At 56.4% G+C, this 24,791-nt stretch carries 22 protein-coding genes, 1 tRNA gene and 1 pseudogene; 9 read left to right on the top strand and 15 right to left on the bottom strand.

All coding sequences use genetic code 11. From position 1 onward, the window contains the following. Positions 1-47: 47 nt before the first annotated feature. Both RBB77_RS17405 and RBB77_RS17400 read left to right on the top strand, forming a co-directional pair. Positions 48-1,757, top strand: coding sequence for an acetolactate synthase catalytic subunit (locus tag RBB77_RS17405; RefSeq protein ID WP_353063003.1), 1,710 nt, complete (start codon positions 48-50; stop codon positions 1,755-1,757). A 66-nt stretch (positions 1,758-1,823) separates the two neighbouring features. After that, on the top strand, positions 1,824-2,591 hold the full coding sequence (locus RBB77_RS17400; RefSeq protein ID WP_353063002.1) for an SDR family NAD(P)-dependent oxidoreductase: 768 nt from the start codon (positions 1,824-1,826) through the stop codon (positions 2,589-2,591). 86 nt (positions 2,592-2,677) lie between these two features. Here RBB77_RS17400 and RBB77_RS17395 read toward each other — a convergent pair whose 3' ends face one another. The 3 genes from RBB77_RS17395 to RBB77_RS17385 all read right to left on the bottom strand — a co-directional run bounded on the left by RBB77_RS17395 (position 2,678) and on the right by RBB77_RS17385 (position 6,858). Continuing rightward, the gene (locus RBB77_RS17395) at positions 2,678-3,754 is read right to left on the bottom strand and encodes an alpha/beta hydrolase (RefSeq protein WP_353063001.1); all 1,077 of its coding nucleotides are present in this window, start codon (positions 3,752-3,754) and stop codon (positions 2,678-2,680) included. 279 nt (positions 3,755-4,033) lie between these two features. Further along, positions 4,034-5,500, bottom strand: a complete 1,467-nt coding sequence (locus RBB77_RS17390; protein ID WP_353063000.1) for an aldehyde dehydrogenase family protein — start codon at positions 5,498-5,500, stop codon at positions 4,034-4,036. A gap of 170 nt (positions 5,501-5,670) precedes the next feature. After that, positions 5,671-6,858: a hydroxymethylglutaryl-CoA reductase gene (locus RBB77_RS17385; RefSeq protein WP_353062999.1), complete on the bottom strand. Its 1,188-nt coding sequence runs from the start codon at positions 6,856-6,858 to the stop codon at positions 5,671-5,673. A 58-nt stretch (positions 6,859-6,916) separates the two neighbouring features. Between RBB77_RS17385 and RBB77_RS17380 the strand changes: the two genes are divergently transcribed. From RBB77_RS17380 to RBB77_RS17370, 3 genes are read left to right on the top strand one after another with little or no spacing between them, the layout of a single operon-like run. After that, positions 6,917-7,348 carry an acyl-CoA thioesterase gene (locus tag RBB77_RS17380; RefSeq protein ID WP_353062998.1) on the top strand — a complete coding sequence of 144 codons (432 nt, stop codon included), beginning with the start codon at positions 6,917-6,919 and terminating at the stop codon, positions 7,346-7,348. Next, positions 7,345-8,502, top strand: a complete 1,158-nt coding sequence (locus RBB77_RS17375; RefSeq protein WP_434557070.1) for a zinc-dependent alcohol dehydrogenase family protein — start codon at positions 7,345-7,347, stop codon at positions 8,500-8,502. Before RBB77_RS17380 ends, RBB77_RS17375 begins: the two co-directional genes overlap by 4 nt. Beyond that, the gene (locus RBB77_RS17370; RefSeq protein WP_353062996.1) at positions 8,499-9,548 is read left to right on the top strand and encodes an enoyl-CoA hydratase/isomerase family protein; all 1,050 of its coding nucleotides are present in this window, start codon (positions 8,499-8,501) and stop codon (positions 9,546-9,548) included. Before RBB77_RS17375 ends, RBB77_RS17370 begins: the two co-directional genes overlap by 4 nt. 71 nt (positions 9,549-9,619) lie before the next feature. Here RBB77_RS17370 and RBB77_RS17365 read toward each other — a convergent pair whose 3' ends face one another. The 4 genes from RBB77_RS17365 to RBB77_RS17350 form a co-directional block, all read right to left on the bottom strand. Beyond that, the gene (locus RBB77_RS17365) at positions 9,620-10,120 is read right to left on the bottom strand and encodes a CocE/NonD family hydrolase C-terminal non-catalytic domain-containing protein (protein WP_353062995.1); all 501 of its coding nucleotides are present in this window, start codon (positions 10,118-10,120) and stop codon (positions 9,620-9,622) included. Next, entirely contained in the window at positions 10,071-11,027 is a 957-nt protein-coding gene (locus tag RBB77_RS17360) for a CocE/NonD family hydrolase (protein ID WP_353067657.1), read from the bottom strand. Before RBB77_RS17360 ends, RBB77_RS17365 begins: the two co-directional genes overlap by 50 nt. Then, positions 10,924-11,175, bottom strand: coding sequence for a hypothetical protein (locus RBB77_RS17355; RefSeq protein ID WP_353067656.1), 252 nt, complete (start codon positions 11,173-11,175; stop codon positions 10,924-10,926). The genes RBB77_RS17360 and RBB77_RS17355 overlap by 104 nt, the downstream gene beginning before the upstream one ends. Before the next feature lie 583 nt (positions 11,176-11,758). Continuing rightward, positions 11,759-11,833: transfer RNA gene (locus RBB77_RS17350), tRNA-Val, on the bottom strand. Positions 11,834-11,983: 150 nt separating this feature from the next. Here RBB77_RS17350 and RBB77_RS17345 point away from each other — a divergent pair. The 4 genes from RBB77_RS17345 to RBB77_RS17330 all read left to right on the top strand — a co-directional run bounded on the left by RBB77_RS17345 (position 11,984) and on the right by RBB77_RS17330 (position 15,815). Continuing rightward, complete coding sequence (locus RBB77_RS17345; RefSeq protein WP_353062994.1) at positions 11,984-12,766, top strand: RNA polymerase sigma factor; 783 nt, start codon at positions 11,984-11,986, stop codon at positions 12,764-12,766. Positions 12,767-12,827: 61 nt separating this feature from the next. Continuing rightward, positions 12,828-13,331, top strand: coding sequence for an anti-sigma factor family protein (locus RBB77_RS17340; protein WP_353062993.1), 504 nt, complete (start codon positions 12,828-12,830; stop codon positions 13,329-13,331). A 114-nt stretch (positions 13,332-13,445) separates the two neighbouring features. Continuing rightward, positions 13,446-14,099: a DUF3106 domain-containing protein gene (locus RBB77_RS17335; RefSeq protein ID WP_353062992.1), complete on the top strand. Its 654-nt coding sequence runs from the start codon at positions 13,446-13,448 to the stop codon at positions 14,097-14,099. A gap of 468 nt (positions 14,100-14,567) precedes the next feature. Beyond that, positions 14,568-15,815 (top strand): peroxiredoxin family protein, encoded by a 1,248-nt coding sequence (locus RBB77_RS17330; RefSeq protein ID WP_353062991.1) that lies wholly within the window; start codon positions 14,568-14,570, stop codon positions 15,813-15,815. A 352-nt stretch (positions 15,816-16,167) separates the two neighbouring features. Here RBB77_RS17330 and RBB77_RS17325 read toward each other — a convergent pair whose 3' ends face one another. From RBB77_RS17325 to RBB77_RS17290, 8 genes and pseudogenes are all read right to left on the bottom strand, one after another. Then, positions 16,168-17,103, bottom strand: coding sequence for a proline dehydrogenase family protein (locus RBB77_RS17325; protein ID WP_353062990.1), 936 nt, complete (start codon positions 17,101-17,103; stop codon positions 16,168-16,170). Between the two features lie 85 nt (positions 17,104-17,188). Further along, positions 17,189-17,731: a hypothetical protein gene (locus RBB77_RS17320; RefSeq protein ID WP_353062989.1), complete on the bottom strand. Its 543-nt coding sequence runs from the start codon at positions 17,729-17,731 to the stop codon at positions 17,189-17,191. A gap of 178 nt (positions 17,732-17,909) precedes the next feature. Next, positions 17,910-21,128, bottom strand: coding sequence for a DNA polymerase III subunit alpha (locus RBB77_RS17315; protein ID WP_353062988.1), 3,219 nt, complete (start codon positions 21,126-21,128; stop codon positions 17,910-17,912). After that, positions 21,121-22,635 carry a DNA polymerase Y family protein gene (locus tag RBB77_RS17310; protein WP_353062987.1) on the bottom strand — a complete coding sequence of 505 codons (1,515 nt, stop codon included), beginning with the start codon at positions 22,633-22,635 and terminating at the stop codon, positions 21,121-21,123. The genes RBB77_RS17315 and RBB77_RS17310 overlap by 8 nt, the downstream gene beginning before the upstream one ends. After that, entirely contained in the window at positions 22,632-23,012 is a 381-nt protein-coding gene (locus RBB77_RS17305) for a hypothetical protein (protein ID WP_353067716.1), read from the bottom strand. Before RBB77_RS17305 ends, RBB77_RS17310 begins: the two co-directional genes overlap by 4 nt. A gap of 351 nt (positions 23,013-23,363) precedes the next feature. Next, positions 23,364-23,675 (bottom strand): annotated as a pseudogene (locus RBB77_RS17300) (ATPase domain-containing protein); the annotation flags it as partial. Between the two features lie 202 nt (positions 23,676-23,877). Next, the gene (gene mscL / locus RBB77_RS17295) at positions 23,878-24,276 is read right to left on the bottom strand and encodes a large conductance mechanosensitive channel protein MscL (protein ID WP_353062986.1); all 399 of its coding nucleotides are present in this window, start codon (positions 24,274-24,276) and stop codon (positions 23,878-23,880) included. 152 nt (positions 24,277-24,428) lie between these two features. Continuing rightward, positions 24,429-24,734, bottom strand: a complete 306-nt coding sequence (locus RBB77_RS17290; protein WP_353062985.1) for a permease — start codon at positions 24,732-24,734, stop codon at positions 24,429-24,431. Positions 24,735-24,791 lie beyond the last annotated feature (57 nt).

Raw genomic sequence — 24,791 nt, 5'->3', positions numbered from 1 at the left:
CGCTGAAGTCGGCATAAGACAGTCAATACGAGAAAAGTTGAGGGATCATGAGTGACAAGCCATTGCTGCTGCGGCCACCGCAACGATTCGCCAACGCGCTGAAGCGACATGGGGTCGAGTATCTGTTTGGGCAAAGCAATCCACCCGCACTGACAATGGCTGCAGACGATTTGGGCATTCGGCAGATAGGCTATCGGCAGGAAAATTCGGGCACCTACATGGCCGATGGCTACGCACGGGCCACAGGTAAGGTTCCGGTCGTCACGGCCCAGAATGGCCCAGCGGCAACCCTGTTGGTGCCCGGGCTGGCGGAGTGCCTTTCCGCATCTACTCCCATCATCGCCCTGGTACAGGATGTCGGCCCTAGCACTCAGGATCGCAATGCGTTTCAGGAATTGGACCAGCTGGAATTGTTTAAGGGAGTGTCGAAGTGGATTCGACGAGTGACGACTGCTGACCGTATTGAAGACTACGTGGATATGGCCTTCACCGCTGCTGCCAGTGGACGCCCTGGTCCTGCAGTTCTGCTGGTATCCATGGAGTTACTGGCCGAGAGGGAAGAAAGACCCGTCGCAACACGAAAGGCGCATCTGGGCCGCTATCCGATGGACCGTAGTCAACCTGAGCAAGCACAAATTGCGCTCGCAGCAGAGCTGTTGGCCAATGCAAACGCGCCAATCGTCTATGCGGGAGGCGGTGTAATCGGCTCAGGAGCGCAAGAAGAATTACGTGAGTTGCAGGAGATCGCCCACCTGCCTGTTGCAACCAGCACCATGGGCAAGGGCGCTGTAGACGAAACACACCCACTATCGATGGGTGTCATTGGCTACTTCATGGCGACGCGGGGTATGGCCAAATTTGTTAAACCAATGGTGACCGACGCGGATGTTGTCCTGTTGATTGGCAATCGAACCAACCAAAATGGTACTGACTCCTGGAAGCTGCTTCCCCGGGAAGCTACGTACATTCACATCGATATTGACTCTATGGAGATCGGTCGAAACTATGAGGCATTGAGGCTGAATGGCGACGCTAAGCTGACTCTGAGCGCGTTGAATTCGGCCATGGCCGCGCAAGACCTGAGCAAACGACAGTCAGCGCGTGATGCGATCGTAAGCACTATCGCAACGGCGAGGCTTCGCCATAAGGAAGAGATCGCTGGTGTGGCGCAATCAGAGGCAGCGCCGATTCGGCCTGAACGCTTTATGGCCGAGCTCGAAAAGCAACTCGCAGAAGATCACATCGTGGTGGCAGATGCTAGCTTCTCGTCAATATGGATTGCCAACTTCCTTACCGCCAAATTCAATCGCCGCTTCATCACACCGCGAGGGCAGGCCGGTCTAGGATGGGGATTCCCACTGGCGATGGGGGCCAAGATAGGAAATCCGGATAAGCCTGTCTTCTGCATAGTCGGCGACGGTGGCTTTGGCCATGTCTGGTCGGAGTTGGAAACGGCGTGTCGCCACGGAATCAAGGTCGTGGTTGCGGTCATGAACAATGGCGTTCTTGGCTACCAAAAGCACGCTGAAGATGCTGGTCTCGGACGTCATACCAATGTTTGCGATTTCACACCCGTTGACCATGCAGCCATCGCTGAAGCGTGTGGGGTAAGGGGAATTCGACTTGAGCGCGCTCAGGATATAGCAGCGACAATCAGAGAAGCGCTGGCGGCTGACACAACCGTATTGATCGACATTCTGGCTGATCCGAACGCTATGCCACCCGTTACCGCCTTCGCCAGTTTGCCTAATTATTAGCAAGGATGCACCAGCGAAACAATTTGCTCAAACCCAAGCGTGCAGGCCTCGACATAGGAGAAAATCGTGAACACCTCAGCCCCCTTCAGCCTTCATGGCAAGTCGATCTTCATCACCGGTGGTTCGTCAGGTATAGGTCTCGGAACGTCCTACCGGTGCGTGCAGGAGGGTGCGCGCGTAATCATCGCCGACATTCAGGCGCCTCCGCAATCTGTGTTGGATGCGGGCGGAATTTTCATTGAGGTGGACGTGACCGATCGCGACAAGGTGATCGACGCCTTCCGGCAAGCGGAGACATCTATTGGCAAGCTCGACGTCATCATTCACAATGCCGGAAAACCCGGGAACGGCAAGCACCTGACCGACTCTGACGAAGAGGTGCTTGACAGCGTGGTAAATCTAAATCTCTACGGAACGTATTACATTTTGAAGTATGGACCTGCGCACATGCGCGACGGCGGTTCGATCATCAATACCGCCTCGGTCGCCGGTCTGCAGCAAAATGAGGGCTTCTTTGACTACAGCGCGACGAAGGCGGCAATCATTAGCATGACCAAGACCGCTGCGGTGGAGTTAGGTGCCCGCGGCATCCGTTGCAACGCGGTCGCACCAGGTCCTGTTAAAACGCCCATGTTGCCTCCGGGACACATCTTGAACGCGCTCGCAAAAAATCTTTCGGCTCTCGGGCGAATCGCCGAAATTGATGATCTGGTCGGTGTGTATCACTTCCTCGCCAGCGATCAAAGCAGGTACATCACTGGCCACACCCTGGTCGTTGATGGCGGACGCTTGGCCGGCTTTCGCACCGAAGTGTTGGGTCGTTTGGCCGGCTAAGGTTTGCCCGGCGCTCAATATGGAGTCCAAATATCGGTGCCGAGGGATTCGCCTCCTGATTGCTATCGCTCTTACGACAGCAGACCTTACACTTTCGAGAAGGCTCGCTTGAGAGCTGATTTCCAGCCTTCCGCAAATCGTTTCGACACCGCCGCTTCTGGCGCAAGTAAGTCGAAACCATGGTACCCCCCTTGGAAGACCGCCAGTTCCGTAGGTACCCCAGCACCAATAAGCCGACGGGCAAATGTAATATCTTCATCGGCAAACAGGTCGATCGAACCCGTCCCGATCCACGCCGGAGGCAGCCCGGATAGATCGTCCACCCGTGCGGGAACTGAACCAGGCGTTAGATCTGGCGATCCGGCGGGTACCCCAAGAAATGCCGTCCACGCAAACCGGTTTGAAGCTTCTGTCCAAATATGGCGCCCCACGCAGTCGGGAACAGCCTGTGTGCTTCCAGTTCGATCGTCGAGCATGGGGTAAATCAGGAGCTGAAACATGACGGGAATCTGTTTGCGATCTCTCGCCCGCAATGCGAGCGCAACTGCATGACCGCCGCCCGCGCTTTCACCTCCGACTGCTATGCGTCTGCGGTCAATCCCGAGCATCTCTGCGTTGTCATACACCCACTGTAAGGCTGCGTAGTTGTCGTCGAGCGATCCAGGGTAGGGTGTCTCCGGGGCCAAACGGTAATCGACCGATACGACAACACAATGACAGTCGTGTGCAATGGTTTGGATGAGCGGATATATCATCGTATTTTCCGTGACATAACCGCCGCCATGAGTATGGACAAAGACTGGACGGCCCACTGCACCTGGATTCGGATCTACGATGATGACGCGGACGTCAGGTGCGCCCGGCGTTCCGGGTACGTGGCGGATCACCGGTTGGGGGAATGGTGTTGGCAGCGGTGCCACGAGAGGACGTTTTCGGGCCTCCATCAGTAACTCTGTCGAAAATTCCTGTTGTGGCCGCGTCTGGAGAACGGAGATGAGCTCTGGATCTACGAGGTAGTAGATGTCCTTTTCCAATCCGTCAGCTGGCGAAGAAAGCCCGCTCGAAGGCACGTGACTCTGCGTCCCAAACGTCTCTGACGAATTGCTATTCCCAGGACTGTGGGTCGTATCCATCTGATTAGCAGTTAGTAATTTCTTCATCATCCGGTGCTGATTTCTTCATTTTTACCAACTGCTACATTGATACAAAACAGGAGAGGGCCAGTGCTGCTTGTTCTGCCTGATTATTTGCGGTGAGCGATGAGATGCTCTTTTCGTCACGATTCAGCTCTGACGATAGAGAGGCCAAGCGAGAGAATTTAGAGCCAAGACGTTGAATTGTCTGGCCAGCCGCTGTGTTCCGATCCGGGCATCGGGAGAAGGCCAGAGTTCAGAAATGAGCACCGTGCCCTCGCCACAAGCGGTCTTCGCACCATCACGAGTTCAGCTTCGCTTAGCCGCCGGAAACTTTTCTGCCGAATTCTGAGAAGGCGAGACGAATGCGTCGAAGAGTGGGCCTTCGCCACGAACAACAATTCCACGCTGGTTTGAGAACTCGCGAAATCCTTCTTCGCCGTGGTGGCGACCCATCCCGCTCATACCCACACCGCCGAAGGCCAAAGCCTTAAGACCCGCCTGGATGGCGCATGCATTGACAGCACCTCCGCCCGACGATGTTTCGTTGAGAATGTGGTCGATGGTGGCAACATCATCGCCGTAGACATAGACCCCAAGCGGACTGTCGCTCGCGTTTATGCGTTCGATGACCTGCTCAACCTCGTCATAGGGAATCACGGGCATGATCGGTCCGAAGATCTCCTCCTGCATCATGCGCAGGTCGGGCGCGGGATCCATCACGAGTGAGAGCGGCATCCGTCGAGTTTCACGATCTACCAGCCCATCCTGCTCGAGCATCACAATGCGAGTTCCACGGTTCTCGGCCTCCGCCAGGAGGTCCGTCATTCGGTCTAAGTGGCGCTGCGAGATGATGCCGGTACACGCGGCCGAGCGGGAATAATCGGGCGCGGCTTTCGCCATAAACTGCGTCGCAATCCGGGCAAACGTGTCCAGGTCCGATCTTGGCACAAAGCAATGATCGACCGTGACGCACATCTGCCCGTTCTTGATCATCTTGACGCCGATCACGCTACCGACCGACTCAGGCGTAACGCTACCGGGCAACAGCACAGCAGGACATTTGCCTCCAAGTTCAAGCGTTACGGGCGTGAGGTTTTGCGCTGCAGCCGCCATTACCTGACGGCCGACGTTGGAGCTGCCGGTATAAAGCAGGTGATCGAACGGCAGAGCAGTAAAAGCGCGCGCGAGATCCAGACCACCCACCGCAACGTAGACAAGGTCGGGAGCAAAGGTTGCAGATACCATCTCCCGCATCAGCGTGGCAGAGGCGGGGGTAAGCTCCGAAGGCTTCAGCATCACACGATTGCCAGCCGCGAGCATGTCGACTATAGGACCGAGACCGATCTCAAAGGGGAAGTTCCACGGGGCAATGTTGCCGACCACTCCCTTTGGCTGGCTCTTAACCACGGCTCCCAAAACCCCTTTGTAAGCGGGGTCTACTTCACGTGGCATCGGCTGCATCCATTCTTCGAGATGCGCGAGCGCATACTCGGCCCGCGCAGTCACCGCGAGCACTTCAAGCACTTCGGCCATCGGAGCCGGGTGCACGCCGAAGTCCGCGCTCAGAGCTTCATAAATCCGCTCACGGTTCGTCAACATCATGGAGATGATCTGTTCCAGGCGTTTCCGCCGCTCGCCCAGGCTCGGCTGCCGGTCCAAGGCAAAGGCGCGGCGCTGGGCTTCGAACGCCGCGCGCAACTCCCCGATGGCCGCCGAATCTTCAGTCTCGGTAGCAACTGCGTGTGTTGTCTCTTCCGTTTGCAGCAATGACATGGGCTCTCCCTTAGCAGCCGCATCAATCTAGTCCACACTTGATACTCTAGTCAATACTAGTTTTTTACGATTCTTACAGGGTCTGGATTCTGGTTCGCAAAAGGCCGTGAACCAGCCGATCAAACTGTCCAATTCGGAGAAGCTGCGGCACTTCGTTCCAAGATCCTCGTCTATGGACGGTTTCTTCCGAGGCGGTCGTGGCTTGATACCCAGTCCCCGCGTACGATCGCGCTGCTAAGCGAGATCTCACCGGCGAGCACTGTCGCCGCGCATATCTCGGCGAACTTGTTTATGTGTCCTGCTCCGTAACAGCCGACCAGATCGAGGCACTCTCGTTGCGTGGGGAGAGCAGTACCACCACCATAGGTTGCGACGACCAATGAAGGGATCGTGATCGACCAGTAGTAATCACCATTGGTGAGAAGCTGAGCATAGACAATAGCGGCTTGAGACTCCGCTACGTTGGCGACGTCCTGCCCCGTCGCAATGAAGAGAGCAGTCAAGCCGTTCGCTGAGTGCGCTCCGTTATTCGAAGAACCCGCCATGAAGGCGCCTGCCTGGGAGATCTGACGCACATGAAATAGCGTCTCCGCGTCTACGCCCATGATGCGCTTAAGGACATCGCCGGAGATGGTTGCTTCCGCGATCACGCGCTTCCCGCGTGTCTCGATCGTGTTCATCTGCGAGTGTTTCTTATCGGTATCGATGTTTCCCGATAAGACAAAGTGGGGGCGATGCGGATGATTGGTCTGAATCCAAATGCAGGCAGCCAAGGTAGCTTTGCCAACCATGTTCTGACCGGCTGCATCGCCGGTGGTGTAGTTGAAACGCAGATAAAGCAGCGGCCCAATGATGTAGTTTCTAATCTCGACGAGCTTTCCGGCGGAGGTTGTAGCCTCGGCCGCCTCTCTGATTTTGTTAAAGTGAGAGTCAATCCACTCGCCTAGTGTGCGAGCTTCCAGGGCATTATTCAACTCAAACACGGGAGATCGCTGCATACTGTGCTTGACGACCGTTGTCCTAACACCGCCGCACTCCGTGAGCAACCGCATGCCGCGGTTGTAGCTTGCAACTAAGGTGCCTTCGGTCGTCGCCATGGGGATGTAGAAGTCGCCTCGCGCATGCTCCCCGGCAATTCGGAGAGGACCTGCAAGCCCGAGAGGAACCTGTGCCACGCCAGTGAAATTTTCAACGTTTCCAGGGAGCAGCGAAGGATCGAAGGAGTATTGACCAACGTGCTCGAGAACGGTGCCAGTCCGTTCTTCTGCGAACGCCCGCCGCAAAGCAGCAGCGTCACGAGTGTAGTCATCGTTCTTGTCGCGCGGTATAGGTATGCGTTCGAGGTCTTTCGTCGTCATGGTTTGCTAGGCTACCATGGCAGGCGTCCAAACTTTCCGTCCAGCGTGGGAATCGTTAATGGCAGAACGCAACGAATACCGGCATTTCTTATCCATCGGAACGCGATGGAGAGACAACGATATCTATGGTCACGTAAATAACATTGAGTACTACAGCTACTTTGACACGGCCATCAACACATACCTGATCACTTTTGGAGAGCTCGATATTTATTCAGGGACGTTGATAGGTGTGTGTGCGGAGTCGCACTGCAAGTTTGTGGCAGAACTATCGTTTCCAGAGATCGTTGAGGCTGGTTTACGCGTGGAACACCTGGGTACAAGCAGTGTTAGGTACGGTATCGGGCTATTTCGCAAAGGAGACGTCGCAGCGGCTGCGGAGGGTTGGTTTGTGCACGTCTTTGTCGATCGCTCCAACCGCCGGCCTTCCCCGCTGACGCCGGCCTTACGCGCGGCGCTGGAAGCTCTACAAGTGACGGTGCGGTCATGAAGGTTAGAGCGGCAGTGTTGCGCAGCAGCGGAAGGCCACACCCGTACGCAGAATCGCGACCACTTGGGATCGAAGAAGTGGAACTAGGGCCCCCAGGCCGAGGAGAGGTGCTTGTGCGCACCCTTGCCGCAGGCCTTTGCCATTCCGACCTCTCGGTGATTGATGGATCGCGTCCGCGTCCCCTCCCGATGGTGTTGGGGCATGAAGCTGTCGGTGAGATCGTGGAACTCGGAGAGGGCGTCGCGGGCTTTGCGATCGGGGACCGCGTTGTGTTTTCGTTTGTGCCGATATGCGGCCACTGCGAACCGTGTGCAACGGGGAGACCAGCCCTATGTGAACCCGGGGCTTCCGCAAATGCAGCGGGAGAGCTAATGGAAGGAGGTAGCCGCTGGAAGGATGCGTCTGGCCAGCCTCTGCAACATCATTTAGGCGTATCCGCGTTTGCAGAGTTCGTTGTGGCATCCTCAAGATCTGTGGTGAAGGTGGATAATGACCTCCCGCCAGAGATTGCGGCGCTGTTTGGCTGCGCCGTTCTTACAGGGGTGGGCGCAGTTGTAAATACTGCGAAGGTTTCACCGGGAGAGAGTATCGCCATCTTTGGGCTGGGAGGAGTTGGCCTCGCTTCCTTGCTGGGGTCTCGCTGCTCCGGAGCCTACCCCGTGATTGCCGTGGACGTAAACCAGGAAAAGCTTGCGCTTGCGCTTGAGCTGGGAGCACACTACGCCTTCGATGCAAGATCTGAAAGCCTCGTAAAAGATTTACGCCAGATCACACAAGACGGAGTGCAATACGCAATCGAATCGGTTGGGAACGAAGCTGTCCTTGCGCAAGCGTACTCGGCAACCCGTCGCGGCGGCACTACCGTGAGTGTTGGACTGCCCGCCCCCGATAAACGGCTAAACATTCCATCGGTTAGTTTGGTCGCCGAAGAGCGCACCATTAGAGGTTCGTATATGGGTTCGTCTGTGCCCTCGCGGGATCTGCCTCGCTTCATTGCCCTGTATCGCGCCGGTTTGCTTCCGGTTGATCGTCTGCTCACACATCGTCTGAGTTTTGAAGACCTCAACGATGGCTTCGACCGATTGGCGCGAGGAGAGGCAATTCGACAAGTTGTAATATTCGATTCTCCTTCCGCCGCGAGGTCTACTCGATGAGTGATGTATTGGTGCGAGTCTCAGGGTCTTGCGGCAGAATCACCCTGAACCGGCCGCGAGCGTTGAATGCCTTGACGCTCGAGATGGTCAACATCATGCACACCGCGCTGATGACATGGGCCAACGACGTATCAATTCAATTTGTTTTAGTCGATGGCGCCGGGGAGCGAGGGCTTTGTGCAGGCGGGGATATACGTGCTATGTACAACGCCGTCATCGCCGACAGGCGAGAGCTAGCGACTGATTTTTTTCGAAACGAGTATCGACTCAACTACCTCATCTCTCGCTATACGAAACCCTATGTGGTCCTGATGGATGGCATCGTTATGGGAGGAGGCATCGGTATCTCAGCACATGCGTCGCATCGTATCGTTACAGAACGTTCAGAACTTGCAATGCCTGAGACCGCAATAGGCTTCGTGCCCGACGTAGGTGGGACCCACCTTCTGGGGACCGCGCCGGACGAGCTCGGCACCTATCTTGCGCTAACCGGCAGTCGGATCGGAGCGGCAGACGCAATTTTTTGCCGTTTGGCCGACACTGTGGTTCTTAGCGGAGATTTATTGATCCTGACGAGTCATCTAGAGAAGTGCGAAAACCTGATCGCAGTAGATGAGGCCATACGCGCATACACTACCCAGCTTCCCCGAGGGATGACAGTAGAGCAGCGAGCTTGGATCAGCAAATGCTTTGCGGCTGATACCGTCGAAGAGATCCTCCTTGCACTAGCCCAGGGTGCGAATCCTGAAGCAAAAGATGCACTTCGGGAGCTCGAGAAGAAGTCGCCGACCGCGCTCAAGGTCACCCTCGCGGCTTTGAGGAACGCACGTAGTTTCAATGATCTCGCCTCATGCCTTCAGCAAGAATATCGCCTTGCGCAAGCCTGTCTGAGGGAGCACGATTTTCTGGAAGGCGTTCGGTCTGCAATCATTGATAGGGATCGCAGACCTAGGTGGCGTCCAGACCGGGTTGACGGAGTTACCGAGGAAGCTGTTCAGCGATACTTTGCGGAATCAGGAATGGGGGACCTGGATCTGACTTTTTAGATTCAGTTCAACCCAACGAAGAAGTTGATGGCGACAATTTTAAGTTCGCCAGAGTGCCATGGCGAAGCCTGCTAACGCTCCTGAATTGGAAGCTGCAAGTAAGACGGGTGTGCGCCGCCCGTGTGGATGACGTGCTGCCCGCTGTTGGCGCCAACGTACTCTTCGATCGCAGGCATTAGCGTCCCCAAAAGGTTTCTTGAGCTGATTACAAAACGGAGTTGCTCGCCAGGGTGAAACACAAGACCGATCGGGAGCAGCTCGATTTCGATTTCGGCGATCTCGCCCGGCGATAGCTTCTCGACGCGGTCGAAGCTATGAGCGGGCACTTCATCGGTCGACAGCGCTTCATCGAGGCGGCGGGCGGATACGCGCAACCGGCCATCTGAGCCCTTGTAGCGGAGGATGGTCGCCGCATGATCAGTGAGGTCGTGATTCACGGTACTCTGGTTGGGCACCGTGAACTGCTGGAGAGGCGTCCCGTAGGCATCAAGTTTCTGCACGAGAACAAACAAATCCATGTCATCAGCGTCGCGTGCTTCGACCCAGAGCCGAGCCTTTGGGTAGCCGACCATCACCGTCTTCTGGTCGAATCGCTTGACGAAGGACACCGCGTTTGGATTGGATTTTACGACGTAGGACGCTGCGACCCTCGTCTGACGCCGCTTCAGTAGTCAGGGTTCGCGCACGACCGTCGAGGTACAACTTCGTCAAAGCGACACCGCTTGGGGGAAAGTGATCCGCAGCGATGTTGACCATGTCGCCGCCTTCAAGATCGAGCAGAGAGTACCGAACGCGAGGAGTCTGTTCCCACCCGTTATTTTCGTCCTTCAGGTAGCGGTCGAAGAAACGACGCAAGTCCTCGCGATTCTGCTCGTCGTAATAGTCGGGCCATTCCTGGCTATTGTGGATGCGCAGCCACTTCTTGTCCGAAGCGATCCGGCGCCATGCCCGGAAAGTACCAGCGGTGTGCAATGTGTTCGAGTAACTCGCTACAACATACGCCGGCACGGTGATCTTGTCGAAGTCCGGAATCTTGTTCTCCCACAGGTCGTTCATGAGCGGGTAGCGCTCAGCCTCCGACAGGATGTCCTCCTTCTGGTTTTTGCCGAAGAAGCTGCCGTCCTGGAGTTGGCGGGCAAATCCCATGTCAGGCATACCGCCACGCATCACAAGATCGCGGTAGACGTCACTCACACCCTCCCACGTACTGATGGCGGTGAGGTGCGGAGGCTGTTCGGCAGCGGTGAACCACTGCGAGACCGCGAGATAGGAGGTTCCACTCATCGCGACCTTTCCGGTGCACCACTCCTGCTCGGTGAGCCACTCGATGAGGTCGTGGCAATCGCGGCCATCCTGGCGGTCCCACAGCACGCTGTCACCTTCGGAATCCACCACACCACGGATATCCGGATTGCAGATCGCGTAGCCCTGAGCGCACCAGTAGGCGGGGTCTGGGCCCCTCGAACTTTTCCAAACCAGAGACGATCCAGTTGGACAGGCCCACCAGGCCGAACACACCCATCACGCTCAGCGAGGTTCCTTGGCCTTTGCCGTACGGACTCCACGCCACGATGACGGGCACCTTCTCGGCTCCCGCTGGACGTAACACGTCGACGTAGATCGTCACTCCGTCACGCAACTTGACGGCGACATCCTTCTCGAAAACGATGTCGACCGGCAGCGATAGAAACTGAGGGGCAATCTTGAAGCCCGCCTCCAGCGTTCGGGCGCCTGGACCGAACGCTGTTAGCGCTCCAGACCTGGGACCTGGCAGCGGGTGCGATGGCGTGTAGATCCTTTGTCGTCGTTCACAGGAAGCTCCTTCCGTCTTTTGATCCGCAGACCGATTCTCGTGTCACCGCGAGCGTGCGTTCCTCCAGACTGAGTATGGGCGACATGGCAAGGTTTGTCAGTTGATCTGAAACAGGTTTTCAGCCCATTTCCTCGAAACAAGCTAGCACGGCTATCCATAGCACTCGGCCTAGTCGTTAAAACGCATTGTCGTTCTGGCCGTCCGTCATTGCGTGACGCTCGAATAACTTCATCTCCGACGAACGATCAGAAGAGAGACTGTAGGAAAAAGAAAATTGTGGGGAGGCACGCTCGGCCAGATACCACCGCGAACGGAGAGGACAAAAAACCACGACTCGTGGATTTGCCACAAATGCCACAAACTTGTCGCAGCCTGTGGTTGTAAGTTGTTGATTTTATGGTGGGCACAGCAGGATTCGAACCTACGACTTCCACCGTGTGAAGGTGGCACTCTACCGCTGAGTTATGCGCCCGGAATGGCTTGGATAACCGTACGCCATTTGCCTAAGCTTTTGTAGAGGATATCATTCCTCTCTCTTCAAGACCAGACTCCCGTCAAGCTATCCAGCAGTGTCCAAATACTTGGGAACACGCTTACGAGGGCGATACAATCGAGCAGCAGAATGTCCGCGCCAACTCCACAATTTCGCCATCGAGATCCCCAGGATCCCCTCTCGCAAGAGGCCCCGGAGGCGATTCCGCTGAAATTTGATGAAAAAGCGCAACCCAGGGCAGAAGACGGGGTTGAGGATGATATGGCTACGCTCGCGATCAACCCGAGACTCCTTGAAAACCTTCAAGCTGCCGAGACCCATCATTCGGCCAGTGACTTCGGCCAGATGGACGACGCTGCCATCATGTTGGAGTTGCGCACTGGCAACATGGCCGGGTTCGACTTTCTCATCCAGAAGTACCGGAAGCCCATTATTCACTTCATGTATCGCATGGTTCACAATCAGGCGGTCGCAGAAGAGCTCGCCCAGGAGGTCTTCCTCCGGGTCTACCGTTCTCGCGAGACCTATCGTGCCGAAGCTCGGTTTAGCACCTGGCTTTACAGGATCGCTACCAATTTGGGAGTCAACTATGCGCGCGACAACCGTCACGAACGCACTGCCTCTACCGTCTATCTCGATGAGGCCGATTCTGAGACTGGGACAACGCCGGATGTTGCGGACTCTACCCCGGATGTCGAAGCCAAGCTGTTGAGGCAGGAACGTCTCAATGCGATTCGCGAGCATGTGCTTGCGCTTCCGGAACGGCAACGCATGGCCGTACTCATGCACAAGTATGAAGGCATGGATTACAAGCAAATAGGGGACGTTCTCAAATTGAGTGAGTCTGCCACGAAATCGCTGCTCTTCCGCGCATACCAGACACTGCGCGAAAAGTTGAAGGCTTTTGTCTAAGTTCGTTGAAGTTTACGCGCGCATCTTTATGCGCCCTGGTAAGGAAATTGGAAGGGTCAAAATGATCTGCAAAGACTGCCAACCCGCTATCCTCGATCTGCTTCTGGATCCGGCTGCGCCCGCCAACGCGGACGTTCGAGCCCATATTGAATCGTGCCCCGCCTGCGCCGAGGAGTTCAAATCCATGCAGGCAACGTTCGCCCTCCTCGACACATGGCAGGCTCCCGATCCGTCGCCCTACTTCGATCAAAAGCTCGCTGTGCGACTTCGAGAAGAACAGACGCTGGCACCCGCGGGCTGGTTTGAGCAGCTGAAGTCCCGCCTCGTTTTCAACACGGGACGTCAGTTTCGCCCAGCACTCGCCGGAGGCCTTGCACTGATTCTTTTGGTGGGCGGTGGAACTTATGCTAATCTCACCGGCTTTCCCCATTCGGCGCCTGAGACTTCGGCGGCGGTTCAAGATCTGCAGATTCTCGATAAGAACGATCAAGCTCTTCAGACGATGGATCAACTCTTGCAGGACGACGCTCCAGCCGATGATTCCACAACACAACCCAGTAGCTAGTTTCCTGAGAGGAAGTCCGACTTCAAGAAAATTGATTGAAGGGAGATGGAACACGATAAGCTGCTCTAAACAAAAAGTTTTTATGGAACTGCAGTTCTTCTACACGCTGAAAACATGCCATCTTCCTTTCAGTTACGGCGTTTTGCTCGACTAGCTTTTGCCGGGATGCTTTTGGCATCCGCGGCGACGATTGTCTTGGCCCAGTCTGCGTATGCGCATAGAGGTGGGTCGGCTTTACGTGCACCCGTCTCCCAGGTGAGACCGGCACCTGGTCCGGGGCCCAGTCCAGCAGCACCGAAAAATAATCAGGAACACCTGGCGCAGTGGATGGACCGTCATAGCAACCTTCCTCCTGCCGAACAACAGCGCGCTCTGGAGAATGAGCCTGGCTTTCGCGATCTCCCCCCAACGACTCAGCAGAGAATGCGCGACCGCCTGACGCAGCTGAACAACATGTCGCCCGAGCAGCGTCGCCGCATTCTTGACCGTACCGAAGCCATGGAACGTCTTACGCCACCGCAACGACAGCAGGTTCGCGGTGCCATGCAGCAGCTTGGGGGGCTCCCGGAAGACCGCCGTCGCCTTGTTGCCCGAGCCTTCCGTGATCTTCGCGAGATGCCGCAACCGCAACGGCAGGCTATCCTCAACTCTGATCGTTTTCGCGGCCAGTTTTCAGATCAGGAGCGAAACACACTCTCCAGTCTTCTTGCTGTCGAACCGTATCTTCCGGTTCAACGGCCAAATGACGGGCCCTCCTACGGGAAATAAACCGCGAAAGCTCCATGCGAAGAATAGCCGCCCGAAGGCGGCTATTTTTTTATTGCGGAAAGGGGATAGGACTATGGGTGAGGAACACCGTCTGCTTTATGGCCCAGCGTCTAGAGAACATTTCTGGAAGCATACGATCAAGCCAATCAGGATTTCGGCGAGGTGATCGCTAAGTAGAGACAGATCCGAAATGTTTCCGGAACGGTCTTCCTCCCCATAGTGGATACAGTCTGCGCCCGTGCAGGTTTGCTATCCATACAACTTTGGAAGAGGGGATATGGTTCCTTTGCGCGAGGCGACGGAGCCCTTGACCTGGCTACCCCACTGGCCTAACCTAACATCATGCACCTGCAACACAATTACTGTTGTTGTCGCCGCTCTCTGCTGGCCTAACGCGCGTGCCCGGGTCTGCTGATCAAGGCGGATTCCGAATTTAGACTCCACATCACATAAGAATCGAGATCTTCGATGAAGCTCTTCGCCAGCCTCTTCTTGGTTGCCCTCTCTGCCGCTGCCCAGGGATCCAAACAAAATAAGATTGTCGGCCCTTGGACCGGCGATGCCACGGTACATGGACAGCAGGTTCCTGTTCACCTCGAGATTAACGGTAGCGGCAGTTCACTTCAGGCAGCTTTGCTCAACGGTCCCGAGAGAAGCCCAGCCTCGAGTGTGAGCTTTGCAGGCAATCACCTCGTGATTACTTTTAACTACTTCGCCAGAACAATCGATGCGACGGTCGCCGACGGCCATTTGACTGGAACCTTCGGTACGGCGAAGACGCGCTATCCCGTCAACTTGAATCTCCGTGGATCGGCTGCCACTGGCTCGGAAGCAGCGGCTCCTCAGGACATCAGCGGCGATTGGGAGGTCGCAGTCAAGTCGGCCAAGGGAGAGTCAGCGTGGCAGCTTCGCGTAGAACCCGCGAAGCATTCGAGCGAAGTCAAGGCGGTGATTCAGCGCATTGATGGCGATACTGGCTCGCTCTACGGGAGATGGACCGGGAATGAATATCTGATCGGTCATTTCACTGCCGCCGGGCCGGCCCTTTACAGCGTCAAGCCGCAGACGGATGGGACGTTGCTGGTTTCTAATCTGCTGCGCGCGGATGTGAACGAACAACAGAACCTCGTTGCGCGCAGGCCTGCACAGGCGCGGGCGGCCTCTCTCCCTGGCATGGCGGATCCGACGCAACAGACCACTGTGAAAGATCCTTCTGCACGGTTTGCCTTCAGCTTCCCGGACCTGAATGGAAAGGTGGTCTCCAATACCGATCCGCAGTTCGATGGAAAAGTTGTGATCGTAGCGATTGGAGGGTCTTGGTGCCCCAACTGCCACGACGAAGCCCCTCTGCTCGAGAGTCTCTACAAACAGTTTCATGGTCAGGGACTGGAGGTTGTGAACCTCTCCTTTGAAGAGGCGGATCAACTGAAAGATCCCACGAGATTGCACGCTTTTATTGAAAAATATGGGCTAACTTACACGGTTCTGGTAGCGGGAGAGACCGAGCAGCTGAATGAAAAGATCCCGCAGGGGGTGAACTTGAACTGCTGGCCTACTTCGTTCTTTCTGGGGCGCGATGGGCGGGTGAGGGAAGTCCATGCTGGCTTTGCCGGGCCCGCGAATCCGCCCGCACACGAGGCTCTGGTGAAGGAGACTACGGAGCTGGTGGAGAAGCTGCTTGCGGAACCGGTTCCCACCCAGACCGCATCGCGCTGAGCCAAAAATAAAGTTCAAAAACGTGGCGTGTTTTTCGTCGTTGAAAAACGACCTTCAACGCGCCACGTTTCACCACCAATCCACCACATTCTCACCACCCAAAAACCACCGCCAGCCACCCACTTTTTCCAAAACACCCCTCAAAAATCCCGCAAAACAACAAAATCCCAAGCCCGAACCACGCACTATTTTTTTCTAACCAAAAAACGTTTCTCAAAGTTAAAGCATCGCCATTTTCGGCATAGCGACCCTCGGCAGACGGGTCTTGCCGGACGGGCTCCCTGCGCGGGAGGCGGTCACTTCGTGACTCGTATACCCTGTCCGGGCCCTCCCGTTGGTCGGGACGAAGAAGTTAGTTCTTGAAGAAGTTCTTGGCCAAAAAGATGACGTTCGCAGGACGCTCGGCAAGACGGCGCATGAAGTAGGGGTACCACTCAGGCCCAAAAGGAAGATAGACGCGGACACCGAAGCCCTCGGCAGCCAGGCGGCGCTGGAGGTCGCGACGGACGCCGTAGAGCATCTGAAACTCGAAGGCCGACTTGTCCACGTTATGCTCGCGAACGAAGGTGCGCATCTGCTCAACGATCACCTCATCGTGAGTGGCGATGCCGCAGAAGACGCCTTTGCCAGTTGCTTGATTGACGAAGGTGACTACACGCTTCATGAGTTTGACGTAGTTGGCGTCGACGTCAGACTTCGCCGGGAAGGCGATGGCGGGGCCTTCCTTGTAGGCTCCTTTGCAGAGACGAATGCGGATGTTTTCGTTGAGGAGCCGCTCGGTGTCGGCTTCAGTACGGAAGAGATAGGCTTGAAGGACGGTGCCGACGGCGCCGGGAAACTTTTGGGCGAGGCGCTCTGTCATAGCGATAGTGGCTTCCGTATAGGGAGAGCCTTCCATGTCGATGCGGACGAAGGACTGGACGTGGGCGGCGTGCTCGACCATCTCGCCTACGATGCGTTCGGCGAGGGCTGGATCGAAGTCCATGCCGACCTGGGAGAGCTTGACGCTGACGTTGGCGTTGAGGCCACGGGTGTGGATGGCGTCGAGAAGCTCGTGATAGATGTCGGCCGATTTCCGGCTTGCGGCTTCGGTGGTGACAGATTCGCCGAGGGAGTCGAGGGTGACAGCGATGCCTTCTTTGTTGACGCGCTGGCAGGCGGCTAACGCCTCTTCTACAGACATGCCGGCGACGAAGCGTCCGGACATCTTCTTGCCCATTGCGGATCGCTCTGAAAAGGAGCGCAGAGACTTGTTTTGAGAGAGAGCAATAAAGGCAGATCGCAGCAAACTTGATTCCCCTGATTCGCCAAAAAGGCGCGAGTTCCATTGTTTCACGGGAAGAGCGTAAGGGCGAGGCAGCGCCTGCGAAGACTCAGTTGTCCGTTCTTATAAGGTATCTGCTGTCCTGCAGATGTTGATGGAGGTTGGCCAGGTGGAGGAGGTATTGACTGAAGCCATCTGCCATCAGCTGCATCATCCTTGCTCTTTTGCCTACTGCGGCCATTAGGTAGCACTCCTGGCCCATGGCGGAGTAGAACGCGATGTTGTGACGGTGCTTGTTCTGGGCTTGAAAAAATCCGGCGTAGAGGAGGATATGGGCGCCGGCTGATTCCATCCATAGAGGGTTCTTGGCGCTGGTGAGCTGGCGCATCATCATCTCGGCGATCTGCGTGAGGTCTGCAAACTGCCGGAACTCCTGATCGTCCGGGTGGTAGTCGGGGGAGAGAACCTCATTTCGATCTATGGATTGCAGGCAGAAGTGGCCCAGGACGCTTGCCAGGTAGACACCAGTTGAGTCGCAGATCTTGGACCAAAACTGGCTTCCCATTGCTTCATGAAGATTTGAGGCCCAGAAGTTGAGAGCTTGCTCTTCCGTGACACCGTACAGCTCATCGAAGTAGTTCGCAGATGGCATATCGCACCTCGACCCTTGATTTCCGACCGATAGGGCATTGTTATCCATCTATCGGCCGAGCCGAAAATAGTTTTAGTGAGATGCGTAACTAACTGAGTACCCCTGGTGATGTTGTTTTTATTTTTATGCTGCGGCCTTCTCGATGGGGGTGTTGACGGCAGTAGGGGTGGAGAAAATTTTAGTGGAAGTCGTGGGATCGAAGTTCGAGAGCACTGTCAGAAAGAGCCATGAGACGCAGGGCTTTTACGTGAATGACTCCGTCTTGATTCTGTAGCGGCCCTTCGGCCATGAGGAATTTACTGCGCGTGACTAAAAGGCGCTCGCGCTCGTAGAGGTCTGGAGTGATGATGACGTTGGCTATTCCGGTCTCGTCTTCCATGGAGAGGAAGATGAATCCCTTGGCTGTACCGGGACGTTGGCGGGCTATGATGCAACCGGCAGTGCGGACGTGTTCGCCGTCGTTGCGGGACTTTAGTTCGGCGGCGGAGAGGATGTGTTGATGGCGTAGCTCGTCGCGGCGGTAGTGCATTGGATGTCTGCCTATGGTGAGACCTGTGCCGGCGTAGTCAGCGATCAGGCGGTCTTCTGTGTTCATTTGTTGCAAGGGGAGAGTCTCAGAGTCTTCCTGCAGCGATGCGCGGTCTTGTCGAAGGAGGGGACCCTCGAGCTTGCCGGCACGCTCTACCTGCCAGAGGGCGTCGCGGCGATGATTGATTCCGTCGAGTTTGTTGAGTGCTCCGATGCGGGCGAGGATGGTTAGCTCTTTTCGGTTGAGCGTTGGAATGCGCAGGGCGAGATCTTCGGCGGAGAGGAATGGACCGTCCTGGGCTCGGGCTGACGCGATGGCTTCGCCTGCTTGCTTTCGCAGGCCTCTTGCGTAGCCCAGACCCATTCGTAGAGTGAGTATGCCATCGGATTCGTGTTCGATGGTGCAGGGCCAGTTTGATATTTGTACGTCGATCGGCTTTATGCGCAGGCCGTGGCGTTGTGCGTCCTTTACTAAGACTGCTGGCATGTAGAAGCCCATTGGTTGATTGTTGAGGATGGCGCAGGTGAAGGCGGCGAGGTATTTCACTTTGAAGTAGGCCGAGGCGTAGACGATGAGGGCGAAGCTGGCTGCGTGCGACTCGGGAAAGCCGTAGAGCGCGAACGAGCTGATGTTTTCGATGATAGTGGTTTGGGTCTTTACGTCGATGTTGTTGGCAGTCATCCCTGCGCGTAGGTTGGCTTCGAGTTTATTCATGCGCTCCCAGGAGCGACGCATGCCTACGGCGCGGCGGAGTTCTTCTGCTTCAGCGCCGGTGAAGTTGGCGACTGTCATGGCCATGCGGAGGAGCTGCTCCTGAAAGAGGGGAACGCCTAAGGTTCGCTTCAGGACTTCTTCTAGCGACGGATGTGGATAGGTGACTGGCTCTTTTTTTTGGCGGCGGCGCATGTAGGGATGCATCATTTTGCCGACGATGGGGCCGGGGCGGATGATGGCTACCTGTACGACGACGTCGTAAAATTTGTCGGGTTTGTTTCTAGGGAGTGAGGCCATCTGGGCGCGGCTTTCGACTTGAAACATGCCGACGGTGTCTGCTTGCTGGAGGATCTTGTAGACGTCTTCGTCTTCGGGGAGTTGGGCGAGGTCTACTTTGTCTCCGTAGTGTTGTGGGATGAGTTCGAGGCAGTCTTTGATGACGGCCATCATGCCGAGTCCGAGTAGATCGACTTTGATGATGTGGAGGTCGGCGCAGTCTTCTTTGTCCCACTGAACGACGGTTCGGCCGGGCATGGAGGCGCGTTCGAGTGGGACAACGCGGTTGAGCTGGCCCTGGCAGATAACCATGCCACCTGAGTGCTGGCCTAGATGGCGAGGCAGGTTTTGAATGCGCATGGAGAGCTCGAGATATTTGGCGATGCGCGGGTGCTTGAGATCGAAGCCGGCGTGATGGAAGGAGTGGGCCATGGTGTCGGTTTTGCCGCGCCACTCCCACTGACTGACGAGGCTGGTGAGGCGACTAAGTGAGTCCTGATCGAAGCCCATGGCTTTGCCGACTTCGCGGGCTGCGGATTTCCCTCGGTAAGTGATGACGTTGGCGGTCATGGCGGCGCCTAGTTCGCCGTAGCGTTGATAGACGTATTGGATTGCCTGTTCGCGCTTATCTTCCGAGGGAAGGTCTAGATCGATGTCGGGCCACTCGCCGCGGTTTTCGCTGAGGAAGCGCTCAAAGAGGAGCTCCATTCCGACGGGGTCGATGGCTGTGATTTCGAGGGCGTAGCAGACGGCTGAGTTTGCGGCGCTGCCTCGTCCCTGGATGAGGATGCCATTGCGTTTGCAGAAATTTACTATGTCCCAGACGATGAGGAAGTATCCGGCGAAGCCTAACTTTGCGATGAGAGCCAGTTCGTGTTCGACTTGTTTTTTTGCTCGCTCGAGCAGGTCGGGATTATTTTTGGGGTTGTAACGGCGGAAGACTCCTTCTGCGACACGCTTCTTTAGGAAGCTGTCCATGGTGTCGCCTTCGGGGACTGAGTATTCGGGGAATTTGTAACCTAGATCGTCCAGCTCGAAGTTGAGGCGGGAGGAGAGCTCTGCTGTGTTGTCGGTTGCATGGGGAATGTCGCGGAAGAGTGCGGTCATCTCGCGGGCGGTGTGGAGATGGCGTTGGCTGTTGAGCGAGAGAAGACGGCCTGCGTGGTCGAGGTCGGTGTGATGGCGGACGGCGGTGAAGAGGTCCAGAATCTCCCGGTCGCAGGCTGTGGCGTAGCGGACGCCGTTGGTTGCCAGCACGGGCAGGCTGAGAGAGTTTGCGATGCGTACTGCGGCTTGATTGCGCCACTCGGCTTCGCGCTCGTGGTGGCGTTGCAGTTCGACGTAGACGTTTTTTTTGCCGAAGACCCTTGCGAGTTTCTCTACGATTATGCGACCGGCCTCTTCGCCTCCTGTGGCGAGGGCTGCGGCGAGCGGACCTTCGTCTCCACCGGTGAGGCAGATGAGGCCGGAGGCGTATTGTTGGAGGTCTTGATCTGTGGCTGCACCTTCGCACTTGGTGCTCTCCCGCATTTTGAAGTGCGTGATGAGCTGACAGAGGTTCTGGTACCCGGTGCGAGATTCGCACAGCAGAGGCAAGCGTGAGGGCTCTGCGAGGTGCTGGTGCGGGAGCCATACGGGAGGTGTGAGGCGGGAGGGGAAGCCTGAGACGGCGATCTCTGCGCCGATGTGGGCCTGAACTCCGTTTCGTTTTGCGCTGGTGTGGAAGCGGGCGGAGCCGTAGACTCCATTGCGATCGAGGAGCGCCATTGCGGGCATCTCGAGTTCGACGGCACGCTTGATGAGTTGTTCGGGATCGGAGGCGCCTTCGAGGAAGCTGAAAGCGCTGGCTGCATGCAGCTCAATGTAGCGGTCAGTCATAGAGCGCCGCTATCTGCCATAAGTTTTGAGTGAGGTCGCGCAGGAGGCAGCATCCTAGTAGTTCGCCATCGCGGGAACGTGCGATGAGATCCCATTGTTCGTGGCCCCAGAGCGTGGGTGCCCACCAGTCGCCGCTGGTAAGCCAGGGACCGTATGCTCGTTCTACCGTGTACTGCTTTTCGCGAAAGAAGAATGCTTTGGGTTGGTGGCCGATCAAAGTGAGGGAGATGTTCTCTGGGGGGCGAAGCTGGCGGATGGCAACGCGTGGCTGGGTGGAGATGACTTCTGCGCTTGATTCTGAAGGGATCGTGAAGGGCTCGATGGTGAATCCGTCTCGCTGATGTGTGTCTTTGAGCACGGCGCGGCCTACGCAATCTTCTCCGACGATGGCCCGAATGCGAGCCAGGGTTACATCGAGACGCATTGGTTCAGGGAGTTGTGGCGAGAAGAGGCCGCGCTGGACTTTGCTTGTGCTGCCGGGTTCGGCAGTGAGTGTGAGCGCGAGGATTGCGGCTTGTGGAGGATGCGCTTCGAGGTCGAGATGAAGGAGTTTGATCCAGAGCTGGCGGTTGTTTGTAGGTAGAGCTGGCCTGACGGTGCGGGTATGCGGGGTGGCGCCTTCGAGTGAGAGGGTGATGGTGACAGAGGCGAGGGCTAGTACGCGTGTGGTTGCTCTCAGGATCAGTTGCTCCAGTAAAACGCCTACGACAAAGAGAAGGGAATCGAGTAGTTCTACGGGCGTATCAAGTTCCATATGCTCTTCGAGTGTGAAGTCAGCTTCGAGTGGAACGAAGAGGTGTTTGAGCTCTCCACGTGCCAGGAGGCGAAGGCGTCGGCCTTCCTGTCCCATTCGTGAAACGAGTGCTTTTTCTGGCAACGCCGCGAGCATCCCGAGGGTGTGAATGCCCCAGAGGGAAAGTGTTTCGGCATATTTTTCAGGAAGATCCAGGACCGTGAGGGACAGTCGGGCGAGGGCCACGCTCTCTTGTCCAGATGCAGCAATGGCTACCTGGTTTGACGGTGACATGCCGCGTGCGAGGCAGATGGCAACATGAAAGTTACCGGCTATCGCGAGGCACGCAGTGATGCCTAATGATTTCACCTGGTGCAGAAGAGTCTTTCCCATCTTCGAGGGAGAGCCCAGAAGTCTCTCGGTTCCGGTGATGTCGATCACGAGGAGAAGAGAGGTGTCATCGCTGCAATCTTCGAGGCGAGGCGAAAATGTGCCTGCGCATTCGATCAAAGCTGACTTTGCTGCTTTTTCTTCGGCCTGCGAGTGGGGCAGCACTGTGACTGATGGGAATGTATCGATCTCGACGTTTGTCATGCCGTGAGCTACGCCGAGAGTGCGTGCCTTCGTGTTGAGAGAACAGACTTGCTGCAGTGGCGCTTCGCCTTGCATCACCACGAATGGCCTTTCACGTAGTTGGGGACGCAGACGCACCATGGCCTGGGCAGGAAACTCTTTTGCGTAGAGACACGCGTATAGTTCCGCTGGTCTGGTCATCGTTGACCTGCCCATGTGGTTCTGCTGTGCCAAGAGGCGCTTCTGTCGTTTTGCGGCTGCTTTCGCATGGGAACGACGTTGGTTGGGGCGAAGCGTTCTCGTACTACTTCGACACAATGCTCGATGCCGGTGAAGACGGTGGGTTCGTTGTGTCGGGCAATGGCAGGTTGCAGGCGGAGGACGAGGCCAGCACTGCTCTTCGCGCACGCATGCTGGGTGAGGAGAAGGATGCTTGCCTGGCTTCGCTCTGCAGCGGCGCGGTAACGGAACCATGTTGCTAGGGGGATGCGCGAGGCGAACTCCGGAGCAACGCTGCCGAGATCCAGTATGATCGCGCTGAATCCGCCAGCTTGAAGGAGCAGGTCGGTTACGCGCAATGCCTGATCGATCCTTGACCAGGGTTTGAACCATGGCTTTCGTGGAGTGAGTGTTTTTTGTATGCTCCTAATCGACTGTGATGGATTCGGTTCGAAGATTTCCTTTTCGACCTTTATTTTGCATTGTGGCTCGGCACATCTTGGCGCAATTGCTTCTGGCCGCAAGAGACGACTGACAGCGGTGGAGAGTCCTTTGACTTCGGCGCGTGGGTGAGGGCCAAAACCTCCGCCGTGGAGACCTTTCTTCCCTGGTGGAGCGATCAGATATTTCGGGGGGAGGGAAAAGCATATTTGCGAAGATGGTGGGGTGATTGGATTTGTAACTCCACAACGCACCCATAGGAGTCTTTTCAAATCGATTCCTATGGCGGATGCGGATTCGGGAAATAGTGCGTTTGAGACATCGATCCAGGCGCAAACTTTGTCTGCCTGTGTGATTTGAGCTGCAAAGGAGAACGCGAAAGATGTGCGGCCTGAACACTCGGAGCCGACGATCTCTGTGATGGCACCGACAGGTAGGCCACCTTGCAAGAGCTCGTCGATAGTGCAGATACCGGTAGGCACAAGAGGGCGAATGGTCCGAGGTGCCGGCAATAGCGAGGAAGGAATTCGGTGGGCCAGTGCGGTTTCGATTTGGAGTCGTAAGGCGGCAGCGGTCTGCATGTCTTCGCTTTATATTCGCCTAAGAGCTACATGAGATGTCAACTGCGGCCTGCACTGGTTTTGGTTCAAGGAGGTGTTTGATCCTTGTTTATCGTTGATTCACTGAGGTTTATAAGCCCATCTATTTTTTTATATGGGCATGGTTATGCTTAGCGAGCCACGTTGAAGTAGCGTTCGACGACGGCGCCCATGGTTTCGAGAGCTATACGGGTTGGGTGCAGAACTTGCAGCGGGTTGCAGCTACGGGGATGTCGCCGAGGCACTGCGGGCACGGTTTGGTGGCCGGTGGGGTGGCAACTGCGGGGTGGAATTTCTTTAGCAGGTATTGGGTCGGGATAACGAGGAAAAAGTAGACGACTGCGGCGATGAGGATGAAGTTGACGATGGCGGTGAGGAAGTCGCCGTAGCGGATCTCTCCGCCGTTGATGTGACCGATGAGATAGCCGAAGTTTGGCTTACCGATGACGGCTCCGAGGAGCGGATTGATGATCTTTTCAGTGAGTGAGGTGACGATGGCCGTAAATGCGGCTCCGATAATGACGGCGACGGCAAGATCGATGACGTTGCCACGCAGTATGAAATCGCGGAATCCTTTGAACATGTGGTCAGTCTCCTAGGTCAATCGTGCCGGTAGTCACGGCTTCCGGTGCGGCGAGTATATCGCAGAGGGTTTTAGGAGATGGGGCGGTTGGTTGATGAGGTGAACAGAGCGGTTGCGATTCTTTGGGGGCTGGTTATTGGGAAAACGCGGGCTTATTGGGAGGATGCGATCCAGCGTGCGTAGGGGTAGAGGAGGAAGAAGAGAATCATGCAGAGGGCCATGAGGTCCATGTAGATGCAAAGGATGACGCCGGCGTGATAGAAGCTCCAGCGGCGTTGCATGCAGCGGACGGTGTCGGCTGTGCCTACGACAGCGAAGAGAGCGGGGAAGATCAGGAGGGGGGTGGCGTGATTGTGGGGGAAGTCGGAGAGGAGGAGAGCGACGGCGAGACTAGAGAGAACCAGGAGATTGCCGCGCAGAAGAGAGTGGGTACGCGGATTGAGGAGGGGATGTTTCACGCGGGTACTACTTCAAGGATAAGTGCGCAACTGGTTTGGTGCCAGTTTGGAGGAGGA

It is taken from the genome of Tunturibacter psychrotolerans (genome assembly GCF_040359615.1).
Taxonomy (GTDB): domain Bacteria; phylum Acidobacteriota; class Terriglobia; order Terriglobales; family Acidobacteriaceae; genus Edaphobacter; species Edaphobacter psychrotolerans.
The sequence above is the reverse complement of the archived record's forward strand: the minus strand, read 5'-3'. Positions and strand labels throughout refer to the sequence as shown.

What these genes read in the sequence shown, in the direction of transcription:
- RBB77_RS17370 (WP_353062996.1), top strand. Translation starts at nt 8,499, where the DNA reads ATGAGTGATGTATTGGTGCGAGTCTCAGGGTCTTGCGGCAGAATCACC.
- RBB77_RS17380 (WP_353062998.1), top strand. Translation starts at nt 6,917, where the DNA reads ATGGCAGAACGCAACGAATACCGGCATTTCTTATCCATCGGAACGCGA.
- RBB77_RS17330 (WP_353062991.1), top strand. Translation starts at nt 14,568, where the DNA reads ATGAAGCTCTTCGCCAGCCTCTTCTTGGTTGCCCTCTCTGCCGCTGCC.
- mscL (WP_353062986.1), bottom strand. Translation starts at nt 24,276, where the DNA reads ATGTTCAAAGGATTCCGCGATTTCATACTGCGTGGCAACGTCATCGAT.
- RBB77_RS17385 (WP_353062999.1), bottom strand. Translation starts at nt 6,858, where the DNA reads ATGACGACGAAAGACCTCGAACGCATACCTATACCGCGCGACAAGAAC.
- RBB77_RS17340 (WP_353062993.1), top strand. Translation starts at nt 12,828, where the DNA reads ATGATCTGCAAAGACTGCCAACCCGCTATCCTCGATCTGCTTCTGGAT.
- RBB77_RS17335 (WP_353062992.1), top strand. Translation starts at nt 13,446, where the DNA reads ATGCCATCTTCCTTTCAGTTACGGCGTTTTGCTCGACTAGCTTTTGCC.
- RBB77_RS17365 (WP_353062995.1), bottom strand. Translation starts at nt 10,120, where the DNA reads ATGGTCGGCTACCCAAAGGCTCGGCTCTGGGTCGAAGCACGCGACGCT.
- RBB77_RS17310 (WP_353062987.1), bottom strand. Translation starts at nt 22,635, where the DNA reads ATGACCAGACCAGCGGAACTATACGCGTGTCTCTACGCAAAAGAGTTT.
- RBB77_RS17375 (WP_434557070.1), top strand. Translation starts at nt 7,345, where the DNA reads ATGAAGGTTAGAGCGGCAGTGTTGCGCAGCAGCGGAAGGCCACACCCG.
- RBB77_RS17395 (WP_353063001.1), bottom strand. Translation starts at nt 3,754, where the DNA reads ATGATGAAGAAATTACTAACTGCTAATCAGATGGATACGACCCACAGT.
- RBB77_RS17405 (WP_353063003.1), top strand. Translation starts at nt 48, where the DNA reads ATGAGTGACAAGCCATTGCTGCTGCGGCCACCGCAACGATTCGCCAAC.
- RBB77_RS17345 (WP_353062994.1), top strand. Translation starts at nt 11,984, where the DNA reads ATGTCCGCGCCAACTCCACAATTTCGCCATCGAGATCCCCAGGATCCC.
- RBB77_RS17315 (WP_353062988.1), bottom strand. Translation starts at nt 21,128, where the DNA reads ATGACTGACCGCTACATTGAGCTGCATGCAGCCAGCGCTTTCAGCTTC.
- RBB77_RS17320 (WP_353062989.1), bottom strand. Translation starts at nt 17,731, where the DNA reads ATGCCATCTGCGAACTACTTCGATGAGCTGTACGGTGTCACGGAAGAG.
- RBB77_RS17390 (WP_353063000.1), bottom strand. Translation starts at nt 5,500, where the DNA reads ATGTCATTGCTGCAAACGGAAGAGACAACACACGCAGTTGCTACCGAG.